Genomic DNA, 22416 nt, shown 5'->3' with positions numbered 1-22416 from the left:
TTAGAACGAATTGAAAATCGGTGCAAGAGGCATTCGACGCCCGCGGGCGGTTTTCCTCGTTGCCAGCGTTGCGGCGGGCCGTATAGCCGGCCGGCCAGCCCCGCCCCGGGCAAGGGGCGAAGCCGGCGGTCGCAGGGTTATCTCAGGCGGAGAGCCTGCGGGCGTACTCGGCGCGCAGCCGGCTCCAGCGGGGCCAGAACGCTTCAGGGTCCTTGCCCGAGACGCGCTCGACGAGAACGTCGAGATGGGTGTGCCATCCCGCTCCCACCATTTCCATGGTCGACCGGTCGGGCAGGCGGCGATGGACGAGCGTCAGCAGAACCTCGCTCCCCTTCGGCTCGAGATCGATCGAGACGTCGCCACTGCGGCTCCAGGAAAAGGCGATCCTGCGCGGCGGGTCCAGTTCGGTGATCCGGCTCTGCATCCGCATCTCCTCGGAAAAGCCCTCCGGGCGCGTGCCGGGCGGGTCGCTGAGTTCGTCGTTGCGCCAGACGAATTCGAACGGCGCGCCGACCTTCAGCTCCATGTCGCCCGCCGCCAGCCATTTCCGGCGCAGTTCGCTTTCCGTCAGATAGGTCCAGACCCGTTCGATCGGACCGGGCAGGAGCCGCTGCATCGTCAGGGTGGCCGGCTCGGTCACAGAGCCGTAGGCGTCGAGTGTCAGAACTTCCGTCATCTATCTTCTCCTTTGTTGGGTTTGCGGGATTGCTTTGCGTCCTCCTCGCGCAGAAGGCGTTCGAGAACGTCGAGCCGTTCGATCCAGAACCGCTCGTAGAAACTGAGCCAGGAATGGGCGCTGGCGAGCGGACCGGGGGCGAGGCGGCAGAGATGGGTGCGGCCGCGCACCTCGCGGCGGAGCAGCCCGGCATTCTCCAGCGCCTTGATGTGCTTCGACGCCGCTGCCAGCGAGATCGAGAAGGGCTCGGCCAGCTGGCTGACCGTTCGTTCTCCGTCCGCCAGCTCACGCAGCATCTTGCGCCGCGTGGCGTCGCCGAGGGCGTGGAAGACGGTATCGAGTCGGGATGTTTCTAATTCAACCATGAGGTTGAATATAGACTCGTGCGGATCGATATTCAACCGTTTTGTTGAATTATATTTCGAAACACATGAGGGGCTGGCCCGAGCAGTGCCGGTGCCATGCGGTGGATATGTTCAAGCGCGGGAGGCGGCCGGTGGCCGACGCAAAGACAGCCGCAGGCGTGCCCGCGACTCGGTGCGTCCTGACGGGAGGTCGGGCGTTTCGCCCCAAAGCATGTCGCGCAAAAGTGCGCAGCGGTTTTGCGACGACGACATGCGTAAAATCAAAGGCCTAAAGCACGGGAGCGAATCCGAAGGATCGCGACGGGCTTTAGTAGTTCGCGTTCTGCGTTCCGGTGCGCATGCCGACCATCTCGGAGTCGGGCGACGGACCCTGGTATTGCGAATAGGTCGTGTTGTCCGCGCTGGAGGTCGTGCACCCGGTAACCACCAGGAGCGAAAGGAAAAACGCGATCAAGGATGCAGTATGTCTCATGGCGTTCCTCCAAAGGCATGTCGCGCAAAAGTATGCAGCGGATTTGCGAAGACGACATGCGCAAAATCAAAGGTCCAAAGCGCGGGAGCGGATCTTTAGGATCGCGACGGGCTTCTGGCCGCAGAATGCGGCAGATGCAATTTATCTACGGTTTTCAGCCGTTTGCAAGGGGAACTCGACTGCTGCGGGAAAAAGCGGTGCCGGCGGGCCGCTTGCCCTGCGGTTTGCATCCCCCGGTAGAAGGGCTCTTGCGAAAGCGGCGCCCGTCGGGCGCCGCTTCGATCGAGGACAGGTGACCGGCACCGGGCCGGCCGGCCGCTCGCAGCCCGCGCCTCAGCCGGGCGCGCCCTCGAGCCCGACGAGAGCGATCTTGGGGTAGCCGGCGGTGCGCAGCAGGTTCATCACGTCCATCACGTCGCCGTAGCCGACCGCCTTGTCGGCCCTCAGGAGGATGCGCGTCTGCTTGTTGCCGCTGGTGATCGTGTCGAGTTCGCTGCCGAAGGCATCGCGGGCGACGGTGCCGTTGCCGAGCGACAGCGTCAGGTCCTGCTTCAAGGTCACGAACACCGGCTTGTCCTCGCGTGGCGCGGGCCGGGCGACGGAGGAGGGGAGGTCGACGTTGATGTCGACGGTCGCCAGCGGAGCGGCCACCATGAAGATGATCAGCAGCACCAGCATCACGTCGATGAACGGCGTGACGTTGATCTCGCTGTTTTCCTCCAGGTCGTCGCCGCCGCCTTCCCTGATCTTGCCTGCCATGGTTCAGCCCATCCTGACGCGTGCGGGATCGGTCCGGCCGGTGCCTGCCGCACGGTTGGCGGCGAGCCCGGCGCGGCGCACGTCGAGATCGCGGCTGACGAGCCGTTCGATCGCCGCCGACGTGTCGCTCAGGCCCTGCCGGTAGGCGGTGATGGCGCGGGCGAGGAAGTTGTAGAAGACGACCGCCGGAATGGCGGCGACGAGGCCGATGGCGGTTGCGAGCAGGGCCTCGGCGATGCCGGGTGCGACGATCGCGAGATTGGTGGTCTGCGCCTCGGATATGCCGATGAAGGAGTTCATGATGCCCCAGACGGTGCCGAACAGGCCGACGAACGGCGCGGTCGAGCCGATCGTGGCAAGAATGCCGGTTCCCTTGGCGATCTGCCGTCCGGCCCGGACCTCGGCGCGCTGCAGGCGCGAGGCGACGCGTTCCTTCACGCCGGAATCGGAGACATAGTCCAGAACGGCGTCCGAGCTGTTCATCTCCTGACGCGCCGCATGCACCATGCGGGCAGGGACGCTGCGACGGCTGGCAAACATCTCCTCCGCGGCGGCAAGGCCCTGCGCGTCGGTCAGGCTGTGCACGGCGCGGCGAACGGCGCGCTGCACGGCGCCGAGCTCGATGATCTTGGCGATCAGCACGGTCCACGTCACGAAGGAAGCAAAGGCGAGACCGATCATCACGCCCTTCACCACCAGGTCGGCCGCCATGAACATGCCCCAGGGCGAAAGGTTGTGCGGCAGGCCCGCCTGCCGCTCTTCGCTCGCTTCCACCAGCACCGCGTCTTCGTCGGGCAAGATGGCGCCGTCGACTGTTTCAGCGGGTGAGGTCTGGCCATCGACGGAAGGTGCTGCAATGGCCGAAGGAGCCGCCCCTGCAGGTGCGCCTGCTTGCGATGCGGCGTCCTGCTGGGAATTGTCGCCCTGTCCCGACGCCGGCGAGCTGGTAGCGGGCGCGGCTTCGGAAGTGGCGGCTGGCCGCTCCTGGGTCTGAGTCGTGGTATTTTCCTGCGCAAGCGCTGCGGGAATGGAGAGTGTAAGGCCGATTGCGGCGAGAGCCGCGGCCATTCGGGGCCGTGTCAGCAAAGTCCGGATCCTCTGGTCGTTGCGCCAAGGGAGCAAGGCGCGAGCCAGCGCCGCACTCCGGTTGTGCTTAATCATGAGCGTCCCTTACAACAATTATGCGCGCGGGGGCAACGTTATCATGACTGGGTTTGTCATGATATTTGCGGGGGACGCTCCGCTCCCCTTCACTTTTTTGCGCGTTGCAGGCTGTTCGACATATGGACACCCGTGCCGAAAGGGCATTAAGACACAGCTGGATTTTTACGCCGCCGGCACGGCAGCAATCAGGACGGCAATGATGGACTACACCGCAGCGCGCATCAAAATGGTCGACAACCAGATCCGGACGACGGACGTGACATCGCATTCGGTCCTCGAAGCGTTCCTGACCGTTCCCCGCGAGGCCTTCGTTCCCGCCCAACTGAAACCGCTGGCCTATATCGACAACGATATCGAGGTCGCACCCGGCCGCTACCTGATGGAGCCGTCGCCGCTGGCAAAGCTCGTCCAGCTCGCCGTCGTCACCAGGGAAGACGTCGTCCTCGAGGTCGGCTGCAACACCGGCTATGCCTCGGCGGTCCTGTCGAAGCTCGCAGGCTCCGTGGTCGCCCTGGAGACCGACGAGACGCTCGCGGCCACGGCCTCCGAAACGCTCTCCGAACTCGGCTACGATAACGTCGCCGTCGTCACCGGCGAGCTCGAGAAGGGCTATGCGGCCGAGGCGCCCTATGACGCCATCTTCGTCCACGGCGCGGTGGAAGTGGTTCCGGAAGCCTTTTTCGCCCAGTTGCGCGACGGCGGTCGCCTGGTGGTCGTCGAGGGCTACGGCAATGCCTCGCAGGCTCGCCTCTACATCAAGGAACGCGGCATCGCCTCGGAGCGCAGCGCCTTCAACACGGCGGTGAAGCCGCTGCCGGGCTTCCGCAAGGCCGCCGAGTTCGTGTTCTGATTAACCTTTTAGTAAAATCCGAGTCGATTTCGACAGGGTTTTATGCGCAAGATCGCATATGCGGCGAGTCAGGCGCATCGGGATCGCGACGTGGGGACGGGGCGATTGCAACGCATTCGAACCCGGTGGGCGGTTTCGGATGGAGGGGTGGAAACCATGATGCTTCGGCAGCAATGCTGACGACGGGGAACATTCACAAGTCGGCGCATGGCACGGAATACGGCGGCGAAAATCCGCCCTGTTCGCAGGAAACATGCGGCGCAGCGCACGTGAAGACGGCGCTGTACCGCCGAGGGGGTCGGTCCGCCGGTCCAGTCTGGAGTTCATAGGTGTCCATCTTGCGAAAGTCCGCGCTCGCCGCGGTACTCGTTCAAGCACTTCTGGCAACGACGCTGCCGGTTTCCGCAGAGACCGTGGCAGGGGCCATGGCCAAGGCCTACGCCAACAATCCGGACCTGAACGCCGCCCGCGCCGCGCTACGCGCCATCGACGAGAACGTGACGATCGCCAAGTCGACCATGCGCCCGCAGATCAACGGCGTGGCAGAGGCGAACGCGACGCGGCGCCTTTACGACAAGGCGCCGGCCGGCCTGTTCGGCCCGGCGTCGAGACGAACCGACACCTTCACCTCCGCCTATGGCATCACCATCACGCAGCAGATTTTCGACGGCTTCCAAACACTGAACAATGTCCGCTCCGCCGAGGCCAACGTGCTCGCCAACCGCGAGGCTCTTCGCGCCCAGGAGATCAGCATTCTCCTCGCGGCCGTAGAGGCATACGCCAACATCGCCCGCGACCAGGCGATCGTCGGCATCCGCAAGCAGAACCTGGCCTTCCTGCGCGAGCAGTTGAACGCCTCCCGGGCGCGACTGGAGGTGGGCGAGGGCACGCAGACCGACGTCAGCCTGTCCGAATCGCAGCTTGCCGAGGCGCAGGCGCTGCTGGTGTCCGCCGAGGCGGCGCTGAAGACGAGCGAGGCGGTCTATTACCAGATCGTCGGCGACGTGCCGAGAAACATCAAGCAGCCGGGACCGGCGACGCGCGGGATTCCGCCGACGCTGGAACAGGCGGTTGCGATCGGCATGCGGGAGCATCCCACCGTCCTGTCGGCCGAGCGCAGCGTCGATGCCGCCGGCTACAACGTCAAGGCCGCCGAGGGCACCATGCTGCCCGGCGTCTCGCTCCAGGGCGACGTCTTCAAGTCGGTCAACGGCACCGGCAGCACCAACGACAACGTCGAAGGCAGCATCTCCGCCCGCGTCACCGTGCCGATCTACCAGGGCGGCGCCGAATACGGCCAGATCCGCCAGGCGAAGGAACGGCTCGGCCAGCAGCGCATCCTCGTCGATTCGGCTCGGCTCGAGATCCAGCAGACGATCATCTCGGCCCATACCCAGCTGGAAGCCGCCCGCGCGGCGATCCAGGCCAACCTCGCCGAGATCGAGGCCGCCGACATGGCGCTCAAGGGCGTCATCGAGGAGCGCAACGTCGGCCAGCGCACCACGCTCGACGTGCTCATCGCCCAGCAGACCGTTCTCGACGCGCAGGAAAGCCTCGTGCTTTCGCGCCGGGTCGAAGTCGTCGCCAGCTATTCGCTGCTGGCCTCGATCGCGCGCCTGACGGTCAGGGACCAGAACCTGAAGGTGGCCGAGTACCGCGCCGAGGAGCACTACGAGGCGGTCAAGGACAAGTGGTTCGGCCTGCGCACCGTCGACGGGCGCTGAAGCCTGTCCCGGCGCCGGCCCTATGCCCGCCATTGGCATCGCCCACAAATCTGTGCATCACTGTTAAGAGTTGATTCGCGACGATTTTTTTGCCCTCGCGAGTGACCTATGGTCTTGCCCATCCGCACCGCCTGCACGCTGCCAAAGCGTGTCCGGAAAGGTCGGGCGGCGCAGTGAATGGGGATGAAAATGGCTCAGCCGAATGTAGCGCGCGAACCGTCGATGGACGAGATACTGGCGTCGATCCGCCGGATCATCGAAAGCAACGAGCCGCTGGCCGGCGGCCCGGCCGCATTCGCCCCGATCGCGCCCGAGGACGACGCTGATGCCGGCGACGACAGCTTCGACGCGGACGTGATCGTCGCCGATCTTTCGGCGGATCGCCCGTCCTTCGACCGTTCCCCCTTTGACCGTGCCTTCTTCAATCGCTCCCCCATCGACCGTCCCGTGGAAGCCGCGCCGGCACAGCCGCCGGCGATCGAACCGGAAACCCGCACCGCCCAGCCGGCCATGTCGCTCGCCGATGTCGCAGCCCGCGTGCGGGCCGCCTCCGAGCGCAACGGAATGCTCCTGCGCGAGCAGGCCGGCCGTCCAGCTCCCGAGGCCGAGCCGGAAATGCCGCAAACGGGGAACCCGTTCGCTGTGTCGCCTGCCGCTGCTTCGCCCGCTGCAACTGAGGTCGCCCGTGAGCCGGCCCCGTCCCCCCTTTCGATCGTGGAGCCTGCACAGCAGCAACGGCCGCTGCAGCCCGTATCGTCCGCGGATGCTGCGTCGCGCGGTTCGCTGATCTCGCCCGACATCGGCGCCAAGGTCGCCCATTCCTTCGGCGCATTGGCGGAAGCTGTCGAGGCCGGCCCGCGCCGCTCCTTCGACGAGATTGCCGAGGAAATGCTGCGGCCGATGTTGCAGGAATGGCTGGACGACAACCTGCCGACGCTGGTCGAGCGCCTCGTGCGCGAGGAGATCGAGCGCGTGGCGCGCGGACCGCGCCGTTAAATAGACCTGTTTCTCTGCTGCGATGGGCCGCGCCGGAACGGGCGCGGCTTTTCTTTTGTGGATGTTGACTTCAATCTAGGCATCCGGTTTAGAACCGGTGACCGAAACTGTTGGATATGGCCAGTAAGATGCTTGAGAAGACCTATGACTCCGCGGCCGTAGAACCGAGAATTGCGAAAATCTGGGAGGAGGCGGACGCGTTTCGCGCCGGCGCAGGCGCCAAGCCCGGCGCCGAGACCTTCTCGATCGTGATTCCGCCGCCGAACGTGACCGGTTCGCTGCACATGGGGCACGCGCTCAACAACACGCTGCAGGACATCATGGTCCGCTTCGAGCGCATGCGCGGCAAGGACGTGCTCTGGCAGCCGGGCATGGATCATGCCGGCATCGCCACCCAGATGGTCGTCGAGCGCAAGCTGATGGAGCAGCAGCAGCACCGTCGCGAGATGGGCCGCGACGCCTTCATCGAGAAGGTCTGGGAGTGGAAGGCCGAATCCGGCGGCCTGATCTTCAACCAGCTGCGCCGCCTCGGCGCATCGGCCGACTGGTCGCGCGAGCGCTTCACCATGGACGAGGGCCTCTCGGAGGCCGTTCTCGAAGTCTTCGTAAGCCTTTACAAGGAAGGGCTCATCTACAAGGACATGCGCCTTGTGAACTGGGACCCGAAGCTGCTGACGGCGATCTCGGACATGGAAGTCGAGCAGATCGAGATCAAAGGCAATCTCTGGCACCTGCGCTATCCGCTCGAAGAAGGCGTCAGCTATCAGCACCCGATCGCCTTCGATGAAGAGGGCAAGGCCACCGAATTCGAAACGCGCGATTATCTGGTCGTTGCGACGACCCGGCCCGAGACCATGCTTGGCGATACCGGCATTGCGGTTAACCCGAAAGACGAGCGCTACAAGGCGATCGTCGGCAAGCATGTCATCCTGCCGATCGTCGGCCGCAAGATCCCGATCGTCGCCGACGACTATGCCGACCCGACGGCCGGCACGGGCGCGGTCAAGATCACGCCCGCGCATGACTTCAACGACTTCGAGGTCGGCAAGCGCGCCGGCCTTCGCCAGATCAACGTACTCAACATAGATGGTACGGTGACCATCAAGGAAAACGAGGACTTCCTGGAGGGCCTCGACCATCCCGCCGCCTTGCATGGCGCCTGGGATCGGTTGGAAGGCCAGGATCGTTTTACTGCGCGAAAGATCATCGTCGAGATATTCGAGGAAGCCGGCCTGCTCGACAAGATCGAGCCACACACGCACGCGGTTCCGCATGGCGATCGTGGCGGTGTGCCGATCGAGCCGCGCCTGACCGAGCAATGGTGGGTGGACAACAAGACGCTTGCCAAACCAGCGATCGCCTCCGTTCGCGAGGGCCGTACCAAGTTTGTTCCGAAGAACTGGGAGAACACATACTTTCAGTGGATGGAGAACATCCAGCCCTGGTGCATCTCGCGGCAGCTGTGGTGGGGACACCAGATCCCCGCCTGGTACGGCCCGGACGGACAGGTCTTCGTCGAGAAGACCGAGGAGGAGGCGCTGCACGCCGCCATCCAGCACTACATCTCCCACGAGGGCCCGTGGAAGGCCTGGGTCGAGGAGAAGCTGGAAAACTTCGAGCCCGGCGAGATCCTGACCCGCGACGAGGACGTGCTCGACACCTGGTTCTCGTCCGCGCTGTGGCCGTTCTCCACGCTCGGCTGGCCGAAGGAGACGCCGGAGCTCGACCGCTATTATCCGACCAACGTGCTCGTAACCGGGTTCGACATCATCCCGTTCTGGGTCGTTCGCATGATGCAGATGGGCCTGCATTTTATGAAGGATGAGGCCGGCAATCCGGTGGAGCCCTTCCACACCGTCTATATTCATGCTCTCGTTCGCGACAAGAACGGGCAGAAGATGTCGAAGTCGAAGGGCAACGTCATCGACCCGCTCGACCTGATCGACGAGTACGGCGCCGATGCGCTGCGCTTCACGCTGGCGATCATGGCGGCGCAGGGGCGCGACGTGAAGCTCGATCCGGCCCGCGTCGCCGGCTACCGCAATTTCGGCACCAAGCTCTGGAACGCCACGCGCTTTGCCGAGATGAACGGCGTCAAGCTCGATCCGCAGTTCGTGCCCGAGGCGGCGTCGCTGACGATCAACCGCTGGATCCTGACCGAACTCGCCCGCACCGCGCGCGACGTCACCGAGGCGATCGAGACCTACCGCTTCAACGACGCGGCAAGCACGCTCTACCGGTTCGTCTGGAACCAGTTCTGCGACTGGTATCTCGAACTGCTGAAGCCGGTCTTCAACGGCGAGGACGAGGGTGCCAAGGCCGAGTCCCAGGCCTGCGCGGCCTACGTGCTGGAGGAGACCTACAAGCTCCTGCATCCCTTCATGCCGTTCATGACCGAGGAGTTGTGGGCGCATACGGCCGGCGAGGGCACGGAGCGGCAGGGGCTGATCTGCCACGCCGAATGGCCGACGCCCGCCTATGCGGACGAGACCGCGGCAGACGAGACCAACTGGCTGGTCGATCTCGTCTCCGGCATCCGTTCGGTCCGTTCCGAGATGAACGTGCCGCCCGGCGCCGTGGCCCCGCTCGTCATCGTCGGTGCCAATGCGCAGACGCGCACCCGGCTGGAGCGCCATGAGCCAGCCATTCGCAGGCTCGCCCGCGTGGATGAGATCGTGCTGGCCGACGACGCGCCGAAGGGCTCGGCGCAGATCGTCGTCGGCGAGGTCACGGCCTGCCTGCCGCTCGGCAGTCTCATCGACCTCAAGGTCGAGGCCGCAAGGCTGGAGAAGGCGATCGCCAAGGCGAACGGCGAGGCCGACCGCATCCGCGGCAAGCTCGCCAACGAGAAGTTCGTCGCCAACGCCAAGCCGGATGTCGTCGAGGCGGAGCGGGAGCGGCTGGCGGAGCTCGACCAGCAGTTGGCGACCCTCGGCATTGCGCTCGCTCGCGTGGTCGAGGCCGGCTGAGTCGATTTTGCGCCGTCCGTTTCAGCGGAAATTCCACACCGCGCCGCACCCGCGGCGCGGTTTTCCTTTGCCGTGCGGACCATTTCGTCCAATGTGGTCCAAATGTGACACACTGTCATTTCACTGGAAAACGATACTCTAAAATTTAAGGGTTTTCGGCTATTGGAGAAAAATTGATCTAACTCGGCCGGATCTTGGGCGAGTTCGACGCGAATTTACGTAATTCAGGGTACCGCATGTCACCGACGATGCCGCGAACTGACGTTTGCAAAGCGTTCGAGGCTCTCTGATACTCTTGGCGACCACGGCGGATCCACGAAAACCGGGCCGCTGCGAAGAATACCTGGGGGGATTTATGAGAAGAATGACATTGACGTCGGGGATTGCGGGACTTGCGGCTCTCGCTGTGTCCACGTCGGCGCTGGCCGGCGGCCTCGAGCGGCACGGCTACGACGTGGACCTTCTGTTCGAGAGCTCGCCGTTCTTCTTCGACGGTTCGGTGACCTATGTCATGCCGAACCGGAAGCTCAAGAATGCGCGCGATCACAGCGTTCCGGACACGGATCCGACCAACCTGAACAACCTGGGCTATTCGACGACGGCGGACGAGTACGAGAACTACGCCGATCCCTATGCCGGCGGAAAGGCTGCGATCGGCGATTCCATCGACTGCATGGTGGACTACTCCGAACCGTGGGGCGCAAGCTCCAATCCCGGCCGGCACTGGGCGGGCGCCAAGGACATGTCCGAGATCGATGTCTACAGCCGCAACTACGGCGGCACCTGTTCCTACAAGTTCGATGCAGGCCCGGGCCAGTTCCGCGTCATCGGCGGCGGATTCTACCAGGAAATCGGCGGCCACAAGGAGGCTGTTGTCTTCGCTCCAGAGCTCCTGCCCGGCATGGGCGCGATCCTCGGGCAGGACTTCTCCGGATACAGCGGCCTCGGCCGCCTCGACGGCATGAAGGACAGCAGCGGCGGCTGGCGGCTCGGGATCGGCTACGAGATCCCCGAATACGCCATGCGCGCGAGCCTCGTCTACAACAGCCGTGTGAAGTACGACAACATCGACGGCACGCTGGACCTGACCGGCGTGCCGGCTGCGGCCGCCCTGCTCGAACTGGATCCGATGAGGCAGGCGCTCTATTCGCGCATCTTCGGCACCAGCACGCCTGTCACCGGCTCGGCGACGCTTCCGGATTCGCTCGAACTGAAGCTCCAGTCGGGCATCGCGCCCGACTGGTTGGCCTTCGGTTCGATCAAGTGGACCAACTGGAGCCTCCTGCAGAGTGTGGAATTCACCTGCGACGGCAGCGCAGCCTTCTGTGGCAACGCGGCAGGGCAACCCCTGACCTCGCTCGACCTCTACTATCGCGACGGCTGGACGGTCACCGGCGGTGTCGGTCACAAGTTCAACGAACAGTGGAGCGGCGGCGTCAGCCTGACCTGGGATCGCGGCACCAGCACCGTCACCGGCTCGCAGTCCGACAGTTGGACCGTCGGCCTCGGCACGGCCTATGCGCCGACCGAGAACGTCGAGCTCCGCCTTGCCGGCGCGCTCGGCATCCTGACGAGCGGGGAATCAAACCCCGTCAACCTGACGACGACGAGCTACGAGTACGGAACCGATTTCGTCTCCGCGCTCTCCGGGGAGTTCAGAGTTAAATTCTGATTGACCTTGTGGCGAAAAGGTGAAGGCCCGGGTCATACCCGGGCCTTTTTTATCGTCAATAGTGGATCAAAGCAGAATTACTCCTTGGGGATATGGTTGACGAGAACTCTTCTCCTTTGGCGCATGTGCCGAATTGGCAACACATTCTTTGCGATAGTTTGCTACACAGGAGTGAGGAGCCGTCTTGTCCATTTCCCGCCACAAACGGGGAGCAGCGATGGGCTCGAGAGCGCGCTTGTGGACGAGCGCCGAAGGAACCGATGAACCGAGTGACGCCATACGTGACGGGACTGCCACCAGGACGCTTCGATCAGGCGTCGGCAACCGCCGTTTCCAAGAGCAGCGTGGCGCACAGTCGGAACATGGATGACCTTGTTCAAGTCCTTGTTCCAACTCTGGAAATCCGCATACCGCAAGGCGCGGTTCGGTGCGGAAGATAGCTGTAACGATGTACAAGCCTGAGTCACTTTCTCTAAAATGTCTCGCCGTCGGCCTTTGTCTTTCTTTCGGCCAGGGCATGCTGGCGGCGCGCGCGCTTGCCTTCGATCCGGCTGCCGGCGTTAGCAAGGAGAGCCGCCCGTTCGACCTCTTCAAGTTCGGCTTCTTCTCCTACAAGGAAGGCCGCAAGGAAGACGCGATCGAGGCCTACCGCTATGCGGCCGAGAAGGGTCACACCGGGTCGCGCTGGGCGCTCGCCAACATGTATGCCGATGGCGACGGCGTTCCGGAAAACGACCTCGAGGCGTTCAAGATCTATAGCGAGATCGCGAGCCAGGGCGTGGAACCGGGATCGGAGGACACGGGCTTCTTCGTCAATGCCCTGATCTCCCTTGCCGGCTACTACAGCCGCGGCATCCCCGACAGCCCGGTGCATCTCGACCTCGCCCAGGCGCGCCAACTCTATTTCCAGGCCGCCTCCACCTTCGGCGTGCCGGAGGCCCAGTATGAACTGGCCCGGATGATGCTGTCGGGCGAGGGCGGTTCGGCCAACATCCACCAGGCCAAGAAATGGCTGAACCGGGCGCAGAAGAACGGCCATGCCGGCGCGATGGGCCTGCTCGGCAACATCATGTTCCAGGAGGGGCAGGGTGCCCGCGGCCTGGCGATGATGACGACGGCGCTCGACCGTTGCAGCCCGAAGGACCGCCCCTGGCTGCAGGAGATGCAGGAACAGGCGTTTTCGCTGGCAAGCGAGAAGGACCGCCGCAAGGCGATCGCAATGGCCGAGGAGGCCAAGGCCGGCGTCAACTGATCCCGCGGGATCGCTGTGATCCCAATTTTCGGTCAGATCGCCCGGTCAGACCGCCAGATGCGCGACGACGGGGACGTGGTCGGACGGTTTTTCCCAATTGCGGACGTGCTTTTCCACCTGCGCGCTGACCAGCCGGTCGGCGGCTTCGGGCGACAGCATCAGGTGGTCGATGCGGATGCCGAAGTTCTTCGGCCAGCATCCGCCCTGGTAGTCCCAGAAGGTGTAGAGCGGGGTGGCGTCGGTCGAGGCGCGGACGGCATCGGTGAAGCCGAGGTTCTCCAGCCGGCGAAAAGCCTGCCGGGTCGGCGGCAGGTAGAGTGCGTCGTTCTCCCACACTTTCACGTCCCAGCAGTCGTGCGGCTCCGGGATGACATTGTAGTCGCCGGCCAGCACGATCGGCTCCTCGAGCGCCAGGCGGTCCTGCGCGAACAGGGCCAGCCGTTCCATCCAGGCGAGCTTGTAGGGGTATTTCACCGGATCCTCCGGCGGATTGCCGTTCGGAAGGTAGATCGAACAGACCCGCACCACGCGGCCCTTCACGGAGAACACGCCTTCGATGAAGCGCGACTGCTCGTCACCGTCGTCGCCCGGCAGCCCGCGATTGATCTCGTCGGGCCGGATCTTCGACAGGAGCGCCACGCCGTTGAAGCCCTTCTGCCCGTGCGTTTCCACGTGATAGCCGAGCCCCTCGATCTCCAGGCGCGGGAACGCCTCGTCCTGGCATTTGATCTCCTGCAGGGCGACGATGTCGGGCTGCGATTCCTTGAGCCAGGCGAGCAGGTTGTCGATGCGCGCGCGCACGCCGTTGATGTTCCAGGTCGCGATCTTCATCGACAGTCTCCGATTCATGCTGGGCCCGGCCGGGCCGTCGCCTTTCTAGCCGCTCGCGTTTCCTTTGACAAACCGGATCGCTCGCCCGAGCCGTCCGTTGCGCGAGGCTTGCAGCGCTCTTCCACGACACGGCCCGTGACGAGCGCAGCACAAAGCCTGCCGCCGTGAGGATGGCGGCCATCGGGACACAATGATTCGAGAGGGAGGCGGCGAAAACGTCGCTGCCTCGTTACCCCAGCAGGTCAGATGGAGAAGCTGGTGCCGCAGCCGCAGCTCGCCACGGCGTTGGGGTTCTTGATCTGGAACGACTGGCCCATCAGGTTGTCGATGAAATCGATCTCCGAGCCTTCCATGTAGACGAGCGAGAGCTGGTCGATCAGGACGCGGGCCTCCCCCTTCTCCAGCACGATGTCGTCATCGGCGGGGGCATCGACGAGGTCGAACTTGTAGGAAAAGCCCGAACAGCCGCCGCCTTCGACCGAGACGCGCATGGCCTTCTTGGCCGGGTCGGTGCTCAGGATGCTGGCAATCCGCTTTGCAGCCGCATCGGAAAGGGTCACGTTCTTGTCGTTCATCAAGTTCCTCCGGGCGGGTTCAAGGTCCGCCGAGAATCGATTCCTTGCCGGTCGCTTCCGTCCCCGGCATTGCGCTGCATCGTAACACGTTCCGCAACCGCGTGATATTGCTGGTAAACAGCCATTGCGCTTGCGATGCGGCTTTACGCTGTGCACACTATAGGTATGAAGGCATCGGGGCCGCGTCAATGGGCGGCCCGAATGCAGGTGAGCTATGACACTGGACAGACATGCCCTCGGCTTCGGCGCAGGCCAGCGGGCGATCTATGCGGCCGATCCCTGGACGAGCCGTGGCCGTCTTTTCGAGGAGGGCAAGAGCCCGACCCGTTCGGATTTCCAGCGTGACCGGGACCGGATCGTCCATACGACCGCCTTCCGCCGCCTGAAGCACAAGACCCAGGTCTTCATCGCCGCCGACGGCGACCACTACCGCACGCGGCTGACCCATACGATCGAGGTCGCCCAGGTCGCCCGCGCGCTGGCCCGCGCGCTGCGTCTGGACGAGGATCTCGCCGAGGGCGTGGCGCTGGTGCACGATTTCGGCCACACGCCCTTCGGCCACACCGGCGAGGACGCGCTGCACGAGGCGCTGGCCCCCTATGGTGGCTTCGACCACAATGCCCAGTCGCTGCGCATCGTCACCAAGCTGGAGCGGCGCTATGCCGAGTTCGACGGGCTGAACCTGACCTGGGAGACGCTGGAGGGCCTCGTCAAGCACAACGGCCCGCTGCTGACGCCCGAAGGCGAGGGCACGCGCGGCCCCGTGCCGCAGCCGATCCTCGACTACTGCGCCCTGCACGACCTCGAGCTTGCGAGCTATGCCAGCCTCGAGGCCCAGGTCGCAGCCATTGCCGACGACATCGCCTACAACACCCATGACATAGACGACGGACTGCGCTCGGGCTATCTCTCCTTCGACATGCTGGAGGAGATCCCATTCCTGGCCGGCCTGATGACGGAGGTCCGGCAGCTCTATCCGAACCTCGAGCCCGCGCGCTTCACCCACGAGATCATGCGCCGCCAGATCACCGCGATGGTCGAGGACGTCATTGCCTACGCGCAGGCGTCGTTGCGCGCCGTCCGGCCGAAGAGCGCCGACGACGTGCGCCAGGCCGGCCGGGTCATGGCCACTTTTTCCGACGAGATGCTGGTCACCGACCGGCAGATCAAGAAGATGCTGTTTTCGCGGATCTATCGCCATCCCGACGTCATGCGCGTGCGCGCCAACGCCGCCTCCATCGTCACCGACCTGTTCAAGGCCTATATGGACGATCCGCAGCTGATGAAGGGGCACTATTGGGTGGATCATATCCGCGAGATGCCGCAGGCCGCCAGGGCGCGCCACGTCGGCGACTATCTCGCCGGCATGACGGACAACTACGCGATCGATACCCACAGGCGGCTGTTTGACCACACCCCGGAATTGCGATAGTCACCCGGCCGACTGGAAATTCAGCGCTTTGGGCGCCTTTGCGCCGCTTCCGGCGCGCGGATGGTGGAAATGAACGTCTTTACCGATTTCGAGCGCAGGATCAAAAGCGTATTGGAAGAAATTGATGTCGTGCGTGAAAAGCGCGCCGACCTCGATTTCGGCCGCGTCGGCGTCGAGCCGCCCCGCGATTCCAGCCATGGCGACGTGGCCACCAACGCCGCCATGGTGTTGGCCAAGCCGCTCGGCACCAATCCGCGCGCGCTGGCCGAACTGATCGTGGAAAAGCTGCGCCAGGATCCGGAAGTGGCCGAGGTCACCGTCGCCGGCCCCGGCTTCATCAACGTGCGCCTGTCGGTCGGCTACTGGCAGAAGGTGCTCGCCGACATGATCCGTAGCGGCACCGATTTCGGCCGCAGCGACGCCGGTTCCGGGCGCAAGGTCAATGTCGAATACGTCTCCGCCAATCCGACCGGACCGATGCATGTCGGCCATTGCCGCGGCGCCGTCGTCGGCGACGCGCTCGCGAACCTCCTGGCCTTCACCGGCTACGCGGTGACGAAGGAATACTACATCAACGACGCCGGCTCGCAGGTGGACGTGCTCGCGCGCTCCGCCTTCCTGCGCTATCGCCAGGCGCTCGGCGAGAAGATCGGCGAGATCCCGCCCGGGCTCTATCCCGGCGACTATCTCGTCCCCGTCGGCGAGGCGCTGGCGGCCGAATACGGCTCGAGCCTGCGGCTGATGCCGGAGGAGAAGTGGCTGCCGATCGTCAAGGACAAGACCATCGATGCCATGATGGCGATGATCCGCGCCGATCTCGACGCGCTGAACGTCCATCACGACGTCTTCTACTCCGAGCGGACCCTGCATGCGAACGGCGGCGCGCCGATCCGCACGGCGATCAACGACCTGACCTTCAAGGGCCACGTCTACAAGGGCGTGCTGCCGCCGCCGAAGGGGCAACTGCCGGAAGACTGGGAAGACCGCGAGCAGACGCTGTTCCGCTCCACCGAGGTCGGCGACGACATCGACCGGCCGCTGATCAAGTCGGACGGCAGCTACACCTACTTCGCTGCCGACGTCGCCTACTTCAAGGACAAGTTCGACCGCGGCTTCGACGAGATGATCTACATCCTCGGCGCCGACCATGGCGGCTACGTCAAGCGGCTGGAGGCGGTCTGCCGGGCGATCTCGGAAGGCAACGCCAAGTTGACGGTGCTGCTCTGCCAACTCGTCAAGCTGTTCCGCGACGGCGAGCCGGTGAAGATGTCGAAGCGCTCCGGCGATTTCGTCACCCTGCGCGAGGTGGTCGACGAGGTCGGCCGCGACCCCGTGCGCTTCATGATGCTCTACCGCAAGAGCTCCGAGCCGCTCGACTTCGATTTTGCCAAGGTGACGGAACAGTCGAAGGACAATCCGGTCTTCTACGTGCAGTATGCGCATGCGCGCTGCATGTCCGTATTCCGGCAGGCACGGGAAGCGTTTCCCGGCGTCGATCTCAATGCTGTCGACCTTGCCGCTGCAGTCGAGGGCAGCATAACCGACCTGGCCGAACTGCAGTTGCTTGCCAAGCTTGCAGAGTATCCCCGAATCGTCGAGTCTGCCGCACTGGCACACGAGCCCCACCGCATCGCTTTTTACCTGTACGATCTGGCCAGTGCCTTCCATGCGCATTGGAACAAGGGCAAGGATCAGCCGGACTTACGTTTTGTTAATGATAAGAACCGACAATTGAGTATAGCCAGACTAGGGCTGGTGTTTGCTGTTGCATCCGTTCTCAAATCGGGCCTTGCCATTACAGGTACGGCCGCCCCGGACGAGATGCGATAGCGTCACCATTTGCCCACAATAAGCTGGCAAACGCGATTTTGAAGCTTGTGAGTGGAGCAGTATGGCAGACAAGAATCTCGCGCGAAGCGGCCCCGCCGATGCCGACCTTCTGTCGGACGATGATCCTTTGGCGGAACTCGCACGCATTGTCGGCTTCGAGCCTCGCAATGTGCCCACGGCTTCCCGTCCGGTGCCGCCCGAGCCTCTCCAGGAACCCGTCTTCGATCTCGAGGATGAACTTCTGCGCGAATTCGCGCTCTACGACGCGCCCGCGCTCGATCCGGCAGGCGAGTTCGAGAGTGTGCCAGAGCCGGTGTCCGTCCATCGGGATGAAACGCTCGAAGAGACCTTCGGTGAGGTGATACCCGCCGTCGAGGTGGTTGAGACGCATTTGCCCGACCTGGTCGAGCCTTCCTACGAGGAAGAAACTGCATCGATCTATGCGGAAGAACCCGTATCTGTCGCTGGTTCCGATTGGCAGGATGAGCCAGCGTATGCCGAATCCGAGGTAGACGTCGCACTGCAGTCCGGTTTGGACGTCCAGCCGGCCTATGAAGGTGAGCAGGCTGTGCCCGCGGTCGAGTATCCGGTCGAATATTCGGAGGAGGTCGCCTACGAGGCGCCGCAGGCCGACGCACCCGTGACTCAGGCTGCCGCAGAATACGATGACGGCCCCGCAGGTCCGACGTTCCTCGGCCTCCAGCCGGCGGACTATTCTGCGTCTTTCGATGAGCCCGTCGCGCTTGATCTGGACCAGGAGCTCGAGCTTTCGCTGGGCGAGGCCTTTGCCGAAACTTCCGAGCCTTCGGTCGTCGAACCGCAGGAAGAGGCCGCCCCGGCGCACGCGTGGCCGCCCGTCGAGAGCCACGCGCATCACGACGTTCACGCCTATGATCCGGCCGCGGCCGGCTATGCCGTCGTCGATACCGGCGACGCTCATGCCGGTATGGTGCAGGAAACCTTTGTCGAGGCCCTGTCTGTCGTCGCGCTGCAGGGTGCTGCGGAAGCCGCGTTTGCATCCGCCCCGACCTATGCCGATCCGGTTCCGGTGACGCCGTCCCTCGGCGAGGGCGCACACTTCGAGGCCGAGGAACTGCCGGTTGAGATCGGCTCGGTCGATTTCGTCCCGGACTGGGTCTCCGACCCGCATGCCGATGCGGCGTTCGCTGCGGCCGAGGAGGCCCTGTCTCCCCATGCTGCCGAAGCCCTGGATGCGGCGGTCTTCGAGCCCCCGCATTCCTATGAGGTCGCCCCGCCGGCACGCGCCGCCGACGGCTTCGACATGGACGAACTGCTGGCGGAAGTCGAACGCTACCCCGTTCCCGAAAACCGCCCGCCGCTTGCGGCTCCCCAGGCGGCCTCCCTGGAGGCTCCGCGCCCGCGCCCCGGCATGCTCGAGGGCTTCTCGAACGTGAAGTTCGGTCGTGCGACCCCGGTGGCAATGGCCCGCCAGTCCGTTGCAGCCCCTGAACCCGTCGCGATCCCCGAGACAGCCTTCGCCGAACCTGCAGCGGCCGAACCGCTTGCCGTCGAGCCGGTCGTTGACGTCCCTGTTCCTTTCGCGCTGGACGACGACTTTGCCGCGCCCGCTGCTTCTGTCGCGCCGGCCGTCGAGAGCGCCGCTGCGGATATCGATGACCCGTTTGCGAATTTCGAGCTCGACCTGTCGGACATCGAATTCGATCTGGACGCTTCCGAGCTGATGCCGTCCGTACCGCCCGAGCCGCCTTCGGCGCCGGCGATCGCCGCCATGGCAGCGGCAACGGTGGTCCCCGCAACATCGCTCGCCGCGCCTGCTGTGACGGAGGCGGAACCTGCCGTGCCGGCGCAGCCGCCGGCACCGACACCTGTAGCCCAGACATCCGTAGCACCTGCTCCTGTCGTCGCCGCGCCGGCCGATGCCCCGGTCGTAGCGGTGGTCCCGGTTGTCCCGCACGCCGAACAGGCGTCCGCGCCGGTTTCGCGCACTGTCTCACCGGTCGGCGAGACGGAGCAGCAGGAGCTGGATTTCGTTCTGCCCTTCGATCCGTCGCTCATCGCCGACACCGATGTCGGCGTCGCGCCTGTTGGCGAACTCGACGTCCCGCATCTTCCCGCGGTCGACAAGGACAAGCCGCCGGTCCATCAGCCGGATTACGATCTCGACATCGATGCCGAGATGGCGCAGTTGTTCGGCGAGCCTGCGGCCGCACCGGCGTCCAGCCGCGCCGCTGCGGTTGGCGCCGCCGCCAATGTGGTGCCGTTCAAGCCCGCGACGGGCGATGCGGAGGAATTCGACAAGGCGCTCGAGGAAGATCTGCGGCGCTCGCTGTCGCAGCCCGAGCGCCATGCCATCCCGCTCGACGCCCAGCAGGTCGACGACGACGATTATGTCGGTGACGGCTACGACGAACCGGCCCGCCGCGGGCGTGGCCTGATGCTCGCCGCGGCCGCCGCAACCGTCGTCGTTCTCGGCGGCGCCGGCGTCTACGCGTTCCTGGCAGGCACCGGCGCAGTCGGCACCGGCTCCGGGGAGCCGCGCGTCATTGCCGCCGACAAGGCGCCCGTCAAGATCGTTCCCGACGAGCGCGGCGGCCAGAGCGTCCCCAATCAGGACAAGGCCGTCTACGACCGTGTCGCCGGCAAGTCCGACAGCGGCCCGCAGCAGGAGCAACTCGTCACCTCGACCGAGGAACCCGTCGATGTCGTCCAGCGCACGCTGACGCCGGAATCGCTACCCTATGACGGCCCGATCGAGGACGATCCGGCAGCCACCGCCGAAAACGCCGCTGCCGACGACGAACGGCTGCTGCCCGGCGTCGACGATCAGGCCGCCGAGCAGGACGCAGGCGAGGGCAACGGTCCGGTCGTCTCGCCGCGCAAGGTCAGGACGATGATCGTCAAGCCGGATGGAACGCTGGTCGCCCGCGAAGAGCCCGTAGCGCCTGCGGAAACCGCACCGGCCCTGGCGGAAGCCACGCAGCCGGCTGCAGGTGCGCCAACCGTATCCGCCGATGCCGGCCTGCGGGCTCAGCCATCGGACGGCGCTCCGGCTTCGCAGGATGGCGACGAGCGGGCATTGCAGGAACTCGCCGGCGCGGCCGTCGAAGAGACGGCACCCGTGCGGACGGTGACGACGACCCCGGTCGCCGCGACCAGTGTCGCCGCAACAGGTCTCACCGCTCCCGATGCCGCCGCAGCACCGGCGCCGCAGGGAGAGGTGCCGCAGGGTGAGGTAATGGTCGGCACGCCGGTACCGGTATCGCGCCCGGCCGAGCAGCCCGTCGACGTGGTCGGCACAGTGACCGAGCGCGGCCGCGTAACCGGAACGGCTCCGACCGAAACGGCGGCGCTCGCCAGCGAACCGGTCGCGCAGCCCGCCGCGGCTGCTCCGGCACAGGCGGAGGCCCTGGCAGCCGCACAGCCGGCCGCGGCCAATCCGGGCGGCTACGTGATCCAGATCGCGTCGCTTCCTTCGGAGGCCGAGGCGCAGTCGTCCTACAACAGCCTGTCGTCGAGGTTCGGCAGCGTCATCGGCGGCCGCGGCGTCGATATCAAGCGCGCCGAGATTGCCAACAAGGGCACCTATTACCGCGTCCGCATCCCGGCCGGCTCGCGCGAGGAGGCCAACGCCCTTTGCGCCAAGTACAAGGCCGCCGGCGGCAGCTGCCTCGTCACCCGCTGAGGGGCGCGAGGAACGTGAAATAATGAAATGGCGCGTCCCGGACGCGCCATTTTTCGTTCGGCGGCAGCGGTTGCTGCGGGTTTCCTGTGAAAGAAATCGCCCGGCTCTCTCGCCTTTCGCCGCTTAAAGCCTATGATTCGTCGCATGAGCGAATCGAAATCTTTCATCTCCGGCTGCAAGGGCCTTGTCCTCACCGATGACGAGAAGGCCTTCTTCAGGGACGAGCGCCCCTGGGGCTTCATCCTGTTCGGGCGCAACATCGGCGAGCCGTCCCAGGTGGCCGACCTTTCGGCCGCGCTGCGCGAGACGGTGGGCGGCGACCCGGCGATTCCCGTGCTGATCGACCAGGAAGGCGGGCGCGTGCAGCGGATCAAGCCGCCGCATGTACCTCAGTATCCGAATGCCGCAGCACTCGGCGCCATCTATCGACAGGACGAGGAAAAGGGATTGCGCGCAGCCTGGCTGATGTCGCGGCTGTTTGCCTTCGATCTGTCCCGCCTCGGCGTCAATGTCGACTGCCTTCCGGTCCTGGACGTGGCCGTTCCGGGCGTGCACGACGTGATCGGCAACCGCGCCTATGGCCAGGAGCCTAGCATCGTCTCCGCCATGGGTAAGGCTGCCGCCGAGGGCCTGAAGGCCGGCGGCCTGTTGCCGGTGATGAAGCACATGCCGGGGCACGGCCGCACGATGGTGGATTCCCATCACGACCTGCCGGTGGTCCATGCGCCGCTGGAGCAGTTGCAGGCGATCGACTTTCTGCCCTTCCAGCACCTGCGCGACGAGCTTATGGCGATGTCTGCCCATATCGTCTTCACCGAACTCGACGCCGACAATCCTGCCACAACCTCGCCGAAGGTGGTCCGCGAGATCATCCGCGGCCACATCGGCTTCGACGGGCTCCTGATGTCGGACGACGTCTCGATGAACGCGCTGAAGGGCGACATTGCAACCCGTGCGCGCGGGATCATTGCCGCCGGCCTCGATTTGGTCTTGCATTGCCACGGGATCATGGAGGAAATGATTGCGGTTGCCGAGAACGTGCCACCGCTGGTAGGAGAAGGCCGGCGGCGCGCGGAAGCGGTGAAGGCCGGTTTTCCCATGGCCGACGGAGCCGACGAGCTAGCCTTGCGGGAAGAATTCAATGCGCTGATCGCGGTCGCCTGAGGACATCTCGCGCCGCGTCGG

General features: G+C 64.9%; 17 protein-coding genes. 10 read left to right on the top strand and 7 right to left on the bottom strand.

Annotated elements, in window-relative coordinates; genetic code table 11:
* Positions 1-142 precede the first annotated feature (142 nt).
* The 5 genes from GGQ64_RS15010 to exbB all read right to left on the bottom strand — a co-directional run bounded on the left by GGQ64_RS15010 (position 143) and on the right by exbB (position 3394).
* Entirely contained in the window at positions 143-676 is a 534-nt protein-coding gene (locus GGQ64_RS15010; RefSeq protein ID WP_183805704.1) for an SRPBCC family protein, read from the bottom strand.
* The gene (locus GGQ64_RS15005; RefSeq protein ID WP_183806374.1) at positions 673-1041 is read right to left on the bottom strand and encodes an ArsR/SmtB family transcription factor; all 369 of its coding nucleotides are present in this window, start codon (positions 1039-1041) and stop codon (positions 673-675) included. Before GGQ64_RS15005 ends, GGQ64_RS15010 begins: the two co-directional genes overlap by 4 nt.
* Positions 1042-1348: 307 nt before the next feature.
* Entirely contained in the window at positions 1349-1513 is a 165-nt protein-coding gene (locus tag GGQ64_RS15000) for a hypothetical protein (RefSeq protein ID WP_183805702.1), read from the bottom strand.
* A gap of 333 nt (positions 1514-1846) precedes the next feature.
* Positions 1847-2272, bottom strand: a complete 426-nt coding sequence (gene exbD / locus GGQ64_RS14995) for a TonB system transport protein ExbD (protein ID WP_183805699.1) — start codon at positions 2270-2272, stop codon at positions 1847-1849.
* Between the two features lie 3 nt (positions 2273-2275).
* A complete protein-coding gene (gene exbB / locus GGQ64_RS14990; protein ID WP_425488515.1) occupies positions 2276-3394 on the bottom strand; it encodes a tonB-system energizer ExbB in 1119 nt (372 codons plus the stop codon).
* 241 nt (positions 3395-3635) lie between these two features.
* Here exbB and GGQ64_RS14985 point away from each other — a divergent pair, with 241 nt between their 5' ends.
* The 6 genes from GGQ64_RS14985 to exoR all read left to right on the top strand — a co-directional run bounded on the left by GGQ64_RS14985 (position 3636) and on the right by exoR (position 12899).
* The gene (locus GGQ64_RS14985) at positions 3636-4286 is read left to right on the top strand and encodes a protein-L-isoaspartate O-methyltransferase family protein (protein ID WP_183805696.1); all 651 of its coding nucleotides are present in this window, start codon (positions 3636-3638) and stop codon (positions 4284-4286) included.
* A gap of 329 nt (positions 4287-4615) precedes the next feature.
* Positions 4616-6010 carry a TolC family outer membrane protein gene (locus GGQ64_RS14980; RefSeq protein ID WP_183805695.1) on the top strand — a complete coding sequence of 465 codons (1395 nt, stop codon included), beginning with the start codon at positions 4616-4618 and terminating at the stop codon, positions 6008-6010.
* 189 nt (positions 6011-6199) lie between these two features.
* The gene (locus GGQ64_RS14975) at positions 6200-7006 is read left to right on the top strand and encodes a PopZ family protein (RefSeq protein ID WP_183805694.1); all 807 of its coding nucleotides are present in this window, start codon (positions 6200-6202) and stop codon (positions 7004-7006) included.
* 128 nt (positions 7007-7134) lie between these two features.
* The gene (locus tag GGQ64_RS14970; protein ID WP_183805693.1) at positions 7135-9975 is read left to right on the top strand and encodes a valine--tRNA ligase; all 2841 of its coding nucleotides are present in this window, start codon (positions 7135-7137) and stop codon (positions 9973-9975) included.
* Between the two features lie 355 nt (positions 9976-10330).
* On the top strand, positions 10331-11647 hold the full coding sequence (locus GGQ64_RS14965; RefSeq protein ID WP_183805685.1) for an OmpP1/FadL family transporter: 1317 nt from the start codon (positions 10331-10333) through the stop codon (positions 11645-11647).
* A gap of 448 nt (positions 11648-12095) precedes the next feature.
* The gene (gene exoR / locus GGQ64_RS14960) at positions 12096-12899 is read left to right on the top strand and encodes an exopolysaccharide production regulator ExoR (protein WP_183805683.1); all 804 of its coding nucleotides are present in this window, start codon (positions 12096-12098) and stop codon (positions 12897-12899) included.
* A 45-nt stretch (positions 12900-12944) separates the two neighbouring features.
* Here the strand turns inward: exoR and xth are convergent, their stop codons facing one another.
* Together xth and erpA are read right to left on the bottom strand one after the other, a co-directional pair.
* Positions 12945-13730: an exodeoxyribonuclease III gene (gene xth, locus GGQ64_RS14955; protein ID WP_183805681.1), complete on the bottom strand. Its 786-nt coding sequence runs from the start codon at positions 13728-13730 to the stop codon at positions 12945-12947.
* 242 nt (positions 13731-13972) lie between these two features.
* Positions 13973-14305 carry an iron-sulfur cluster insertion protein ErpA gene (erpA, locus tag GGQ64_RS14950; protein WP_183805678.1) on the bottom strand — a complete coding sequence of 111 codons (333 nt, stop codon included), beginning with the start codon at positions 14303-14305 and terminating at the stop codon, positions 13973-13975.
* Positions 14306-14519: 214 nt separating this feature from the next.
* Between erpA and GGQ64_RS14945 the strand changes: the two genes are divergently transcribed.
* From GGQ64_RS14945 to nagZ, 4 genes are all read left to right on the top strand, one after another.
* Complete coding sequence (locus GGQ64_RS14945; protein WP_183805676.1) at positions 14520-15737, top strand: deoxyguanosinetriphosphate triphosphohydrolase; 1218 nt, start codon at positions 14520-14522, stop codon at positions 15735-15737.
* A gap of 69 nt (positions 15738-15806) precedes the next feature.
* Positions 15807-17567: an arginine--tRNA ligase gene (argS, locus tag GGQ64_RS14940; protein ID WP_183805675.1), complete on the top strand. Its 1761-nt coding sequence runs from the start codon at positions 15807-15809 to the stop codon at positions 17565-17567.
* 61 nt (positions 17568-17628) lie between these two features.
* The gene (locus tag GGQ64_RS14935; protein ID WP_183805673.1) at positions 17629-21231 is read left to right on the top strand and encodes an SPOR domain-containing protein; all 3603 of its coding nucleotides are present in this window, start codon (positions 17629-17631) and stop codon (positions 21229-21231) included.
* 144 nt (positions 21232-21375) lie between these two features.
* Complete coding sequence (nagZ, locus tag GGQ64_RS14930; protein ID WP_183805671.1) at positions 21376-22395, top strand: beta-N-acetylhexosaminidase; 1020 nt, start codon at positions 21376-21378, stop codon at positions 22393-22395.
* The last annotated feature ends 21 nt before the right edge of the window (positions 22396-22416 follow it).

This window comes from Mycoplana azooxidifex (assembly GCF_014196765.1).
Lineage (GTDB): Bacteria > Pseudomonadota > Alphaproteobacteria > Rhizobiales > Rhizobiaceae > Mycoplana > Mycoplana azooxidifex.
The sequence above is the reverse complement of the archived record's forward strand: the minus strand, read 5'-3'. Positions and strand labels throughout refer to the sequence as shown.

Coding starts and splice junctions, on each gene's coding strand:
- GGQ64_RS15010 (WP_183805704.1), bottom strand. CDS start 676: ATGACGGAAGTTCTGACACTCGACGCCTACGGCTCTGTGACCGAGCCG.
- GGQ64_RS15005 (WP_183806374.1), bottom strand. CDS start 1,041: ATGGTTGAATTAGAAACATCCCGACTCGATACCGTCTTCCACGCCCTC.
- GGQ64_RS15000 (WP_183805702.1), bottom strand. CDS start 1,513: ATGAGACATACTGCATCCTTGATCGCGTTTTTCCTTTCGCTCCTGGTG.
- exbD (WP_183805699.1), bottom strand. CDS start 2,272: ATGGCAGGCAAGATCAGGGAAGGCGGCGGCGACGACCTGGAGGAAAAC.
- GGQ64_RS14985 (WP_183805696.1), top strand. CDS start 3,636: ATGGACTACACCGCAGCGCGCATCAAAATGGTCGACAACCAGATCCGG.
- GGQ64_RS14975 (WP_183805694.1), top strand. CDS start 6,200: ATGGCTCAGCCGAATGTAGCGCGCGAACCGTCGATGGACGAGATACTG.
- GGQ64_RS14970 (WP_183805693.1), top strand. CDS start 7,135: ATGCTTGAGAAGACCTATGACTCCGCGGCCGTAGAACCGAGAATTGCG.
- GGQ64_RS14965 (WP_183805685.1), top strand. CDS start 10,331: ATGAGAAGAATGACATTGACGTCGGGGATTGCGGGACTTGCGGCTCTC.
- exoR (WP_183805683.1), top strand. CDS start 12,096: ATGTACAAGCCTGAGTCACTTTCTCTAAAATGTCTCGCCGTCGGCCTT.
- xth (WP_183805681.1), bottom strand. CDS start 13,730: ATGAAGATCGCGACCTGGAACATCAACGGCGTGCGCGCGCGCATCGAC.
- erpA (WP_183805678.1), bottom strand. CDS start 14,305: ATGAACGACAAGAACGTGACCCTTTCCGATGCGGCTGCAAAGCGGATT.
- GGQ64_RS14945 (WP_183805676.1), top strand. CDS start 14,520: ATGACACTGGACAGACATGCCCTCGGCTTCGGCGCAGGCCAGCGGGCG.
- argS (WP_183805675.1), top strand. CDS start 15,807: ATGAACGTCTTTACCGATTTCGAGCGCAGGATCAAAAGCGTATTGGAA.
- GGQ64_RS14935 (WP_183805673.1), top strand. CDS start 17,629: ATGGCAGACAAGAATCTCGCGCGAAGCGGCCCCGCCGATGCCGACCTT.
- nagZ (WP_183805671.1), top strand. CDS start 21,376: ATGAGCGAATCGAAATCTTTCATCTCCGGCTGCAAGGGCCTTGTCCTC.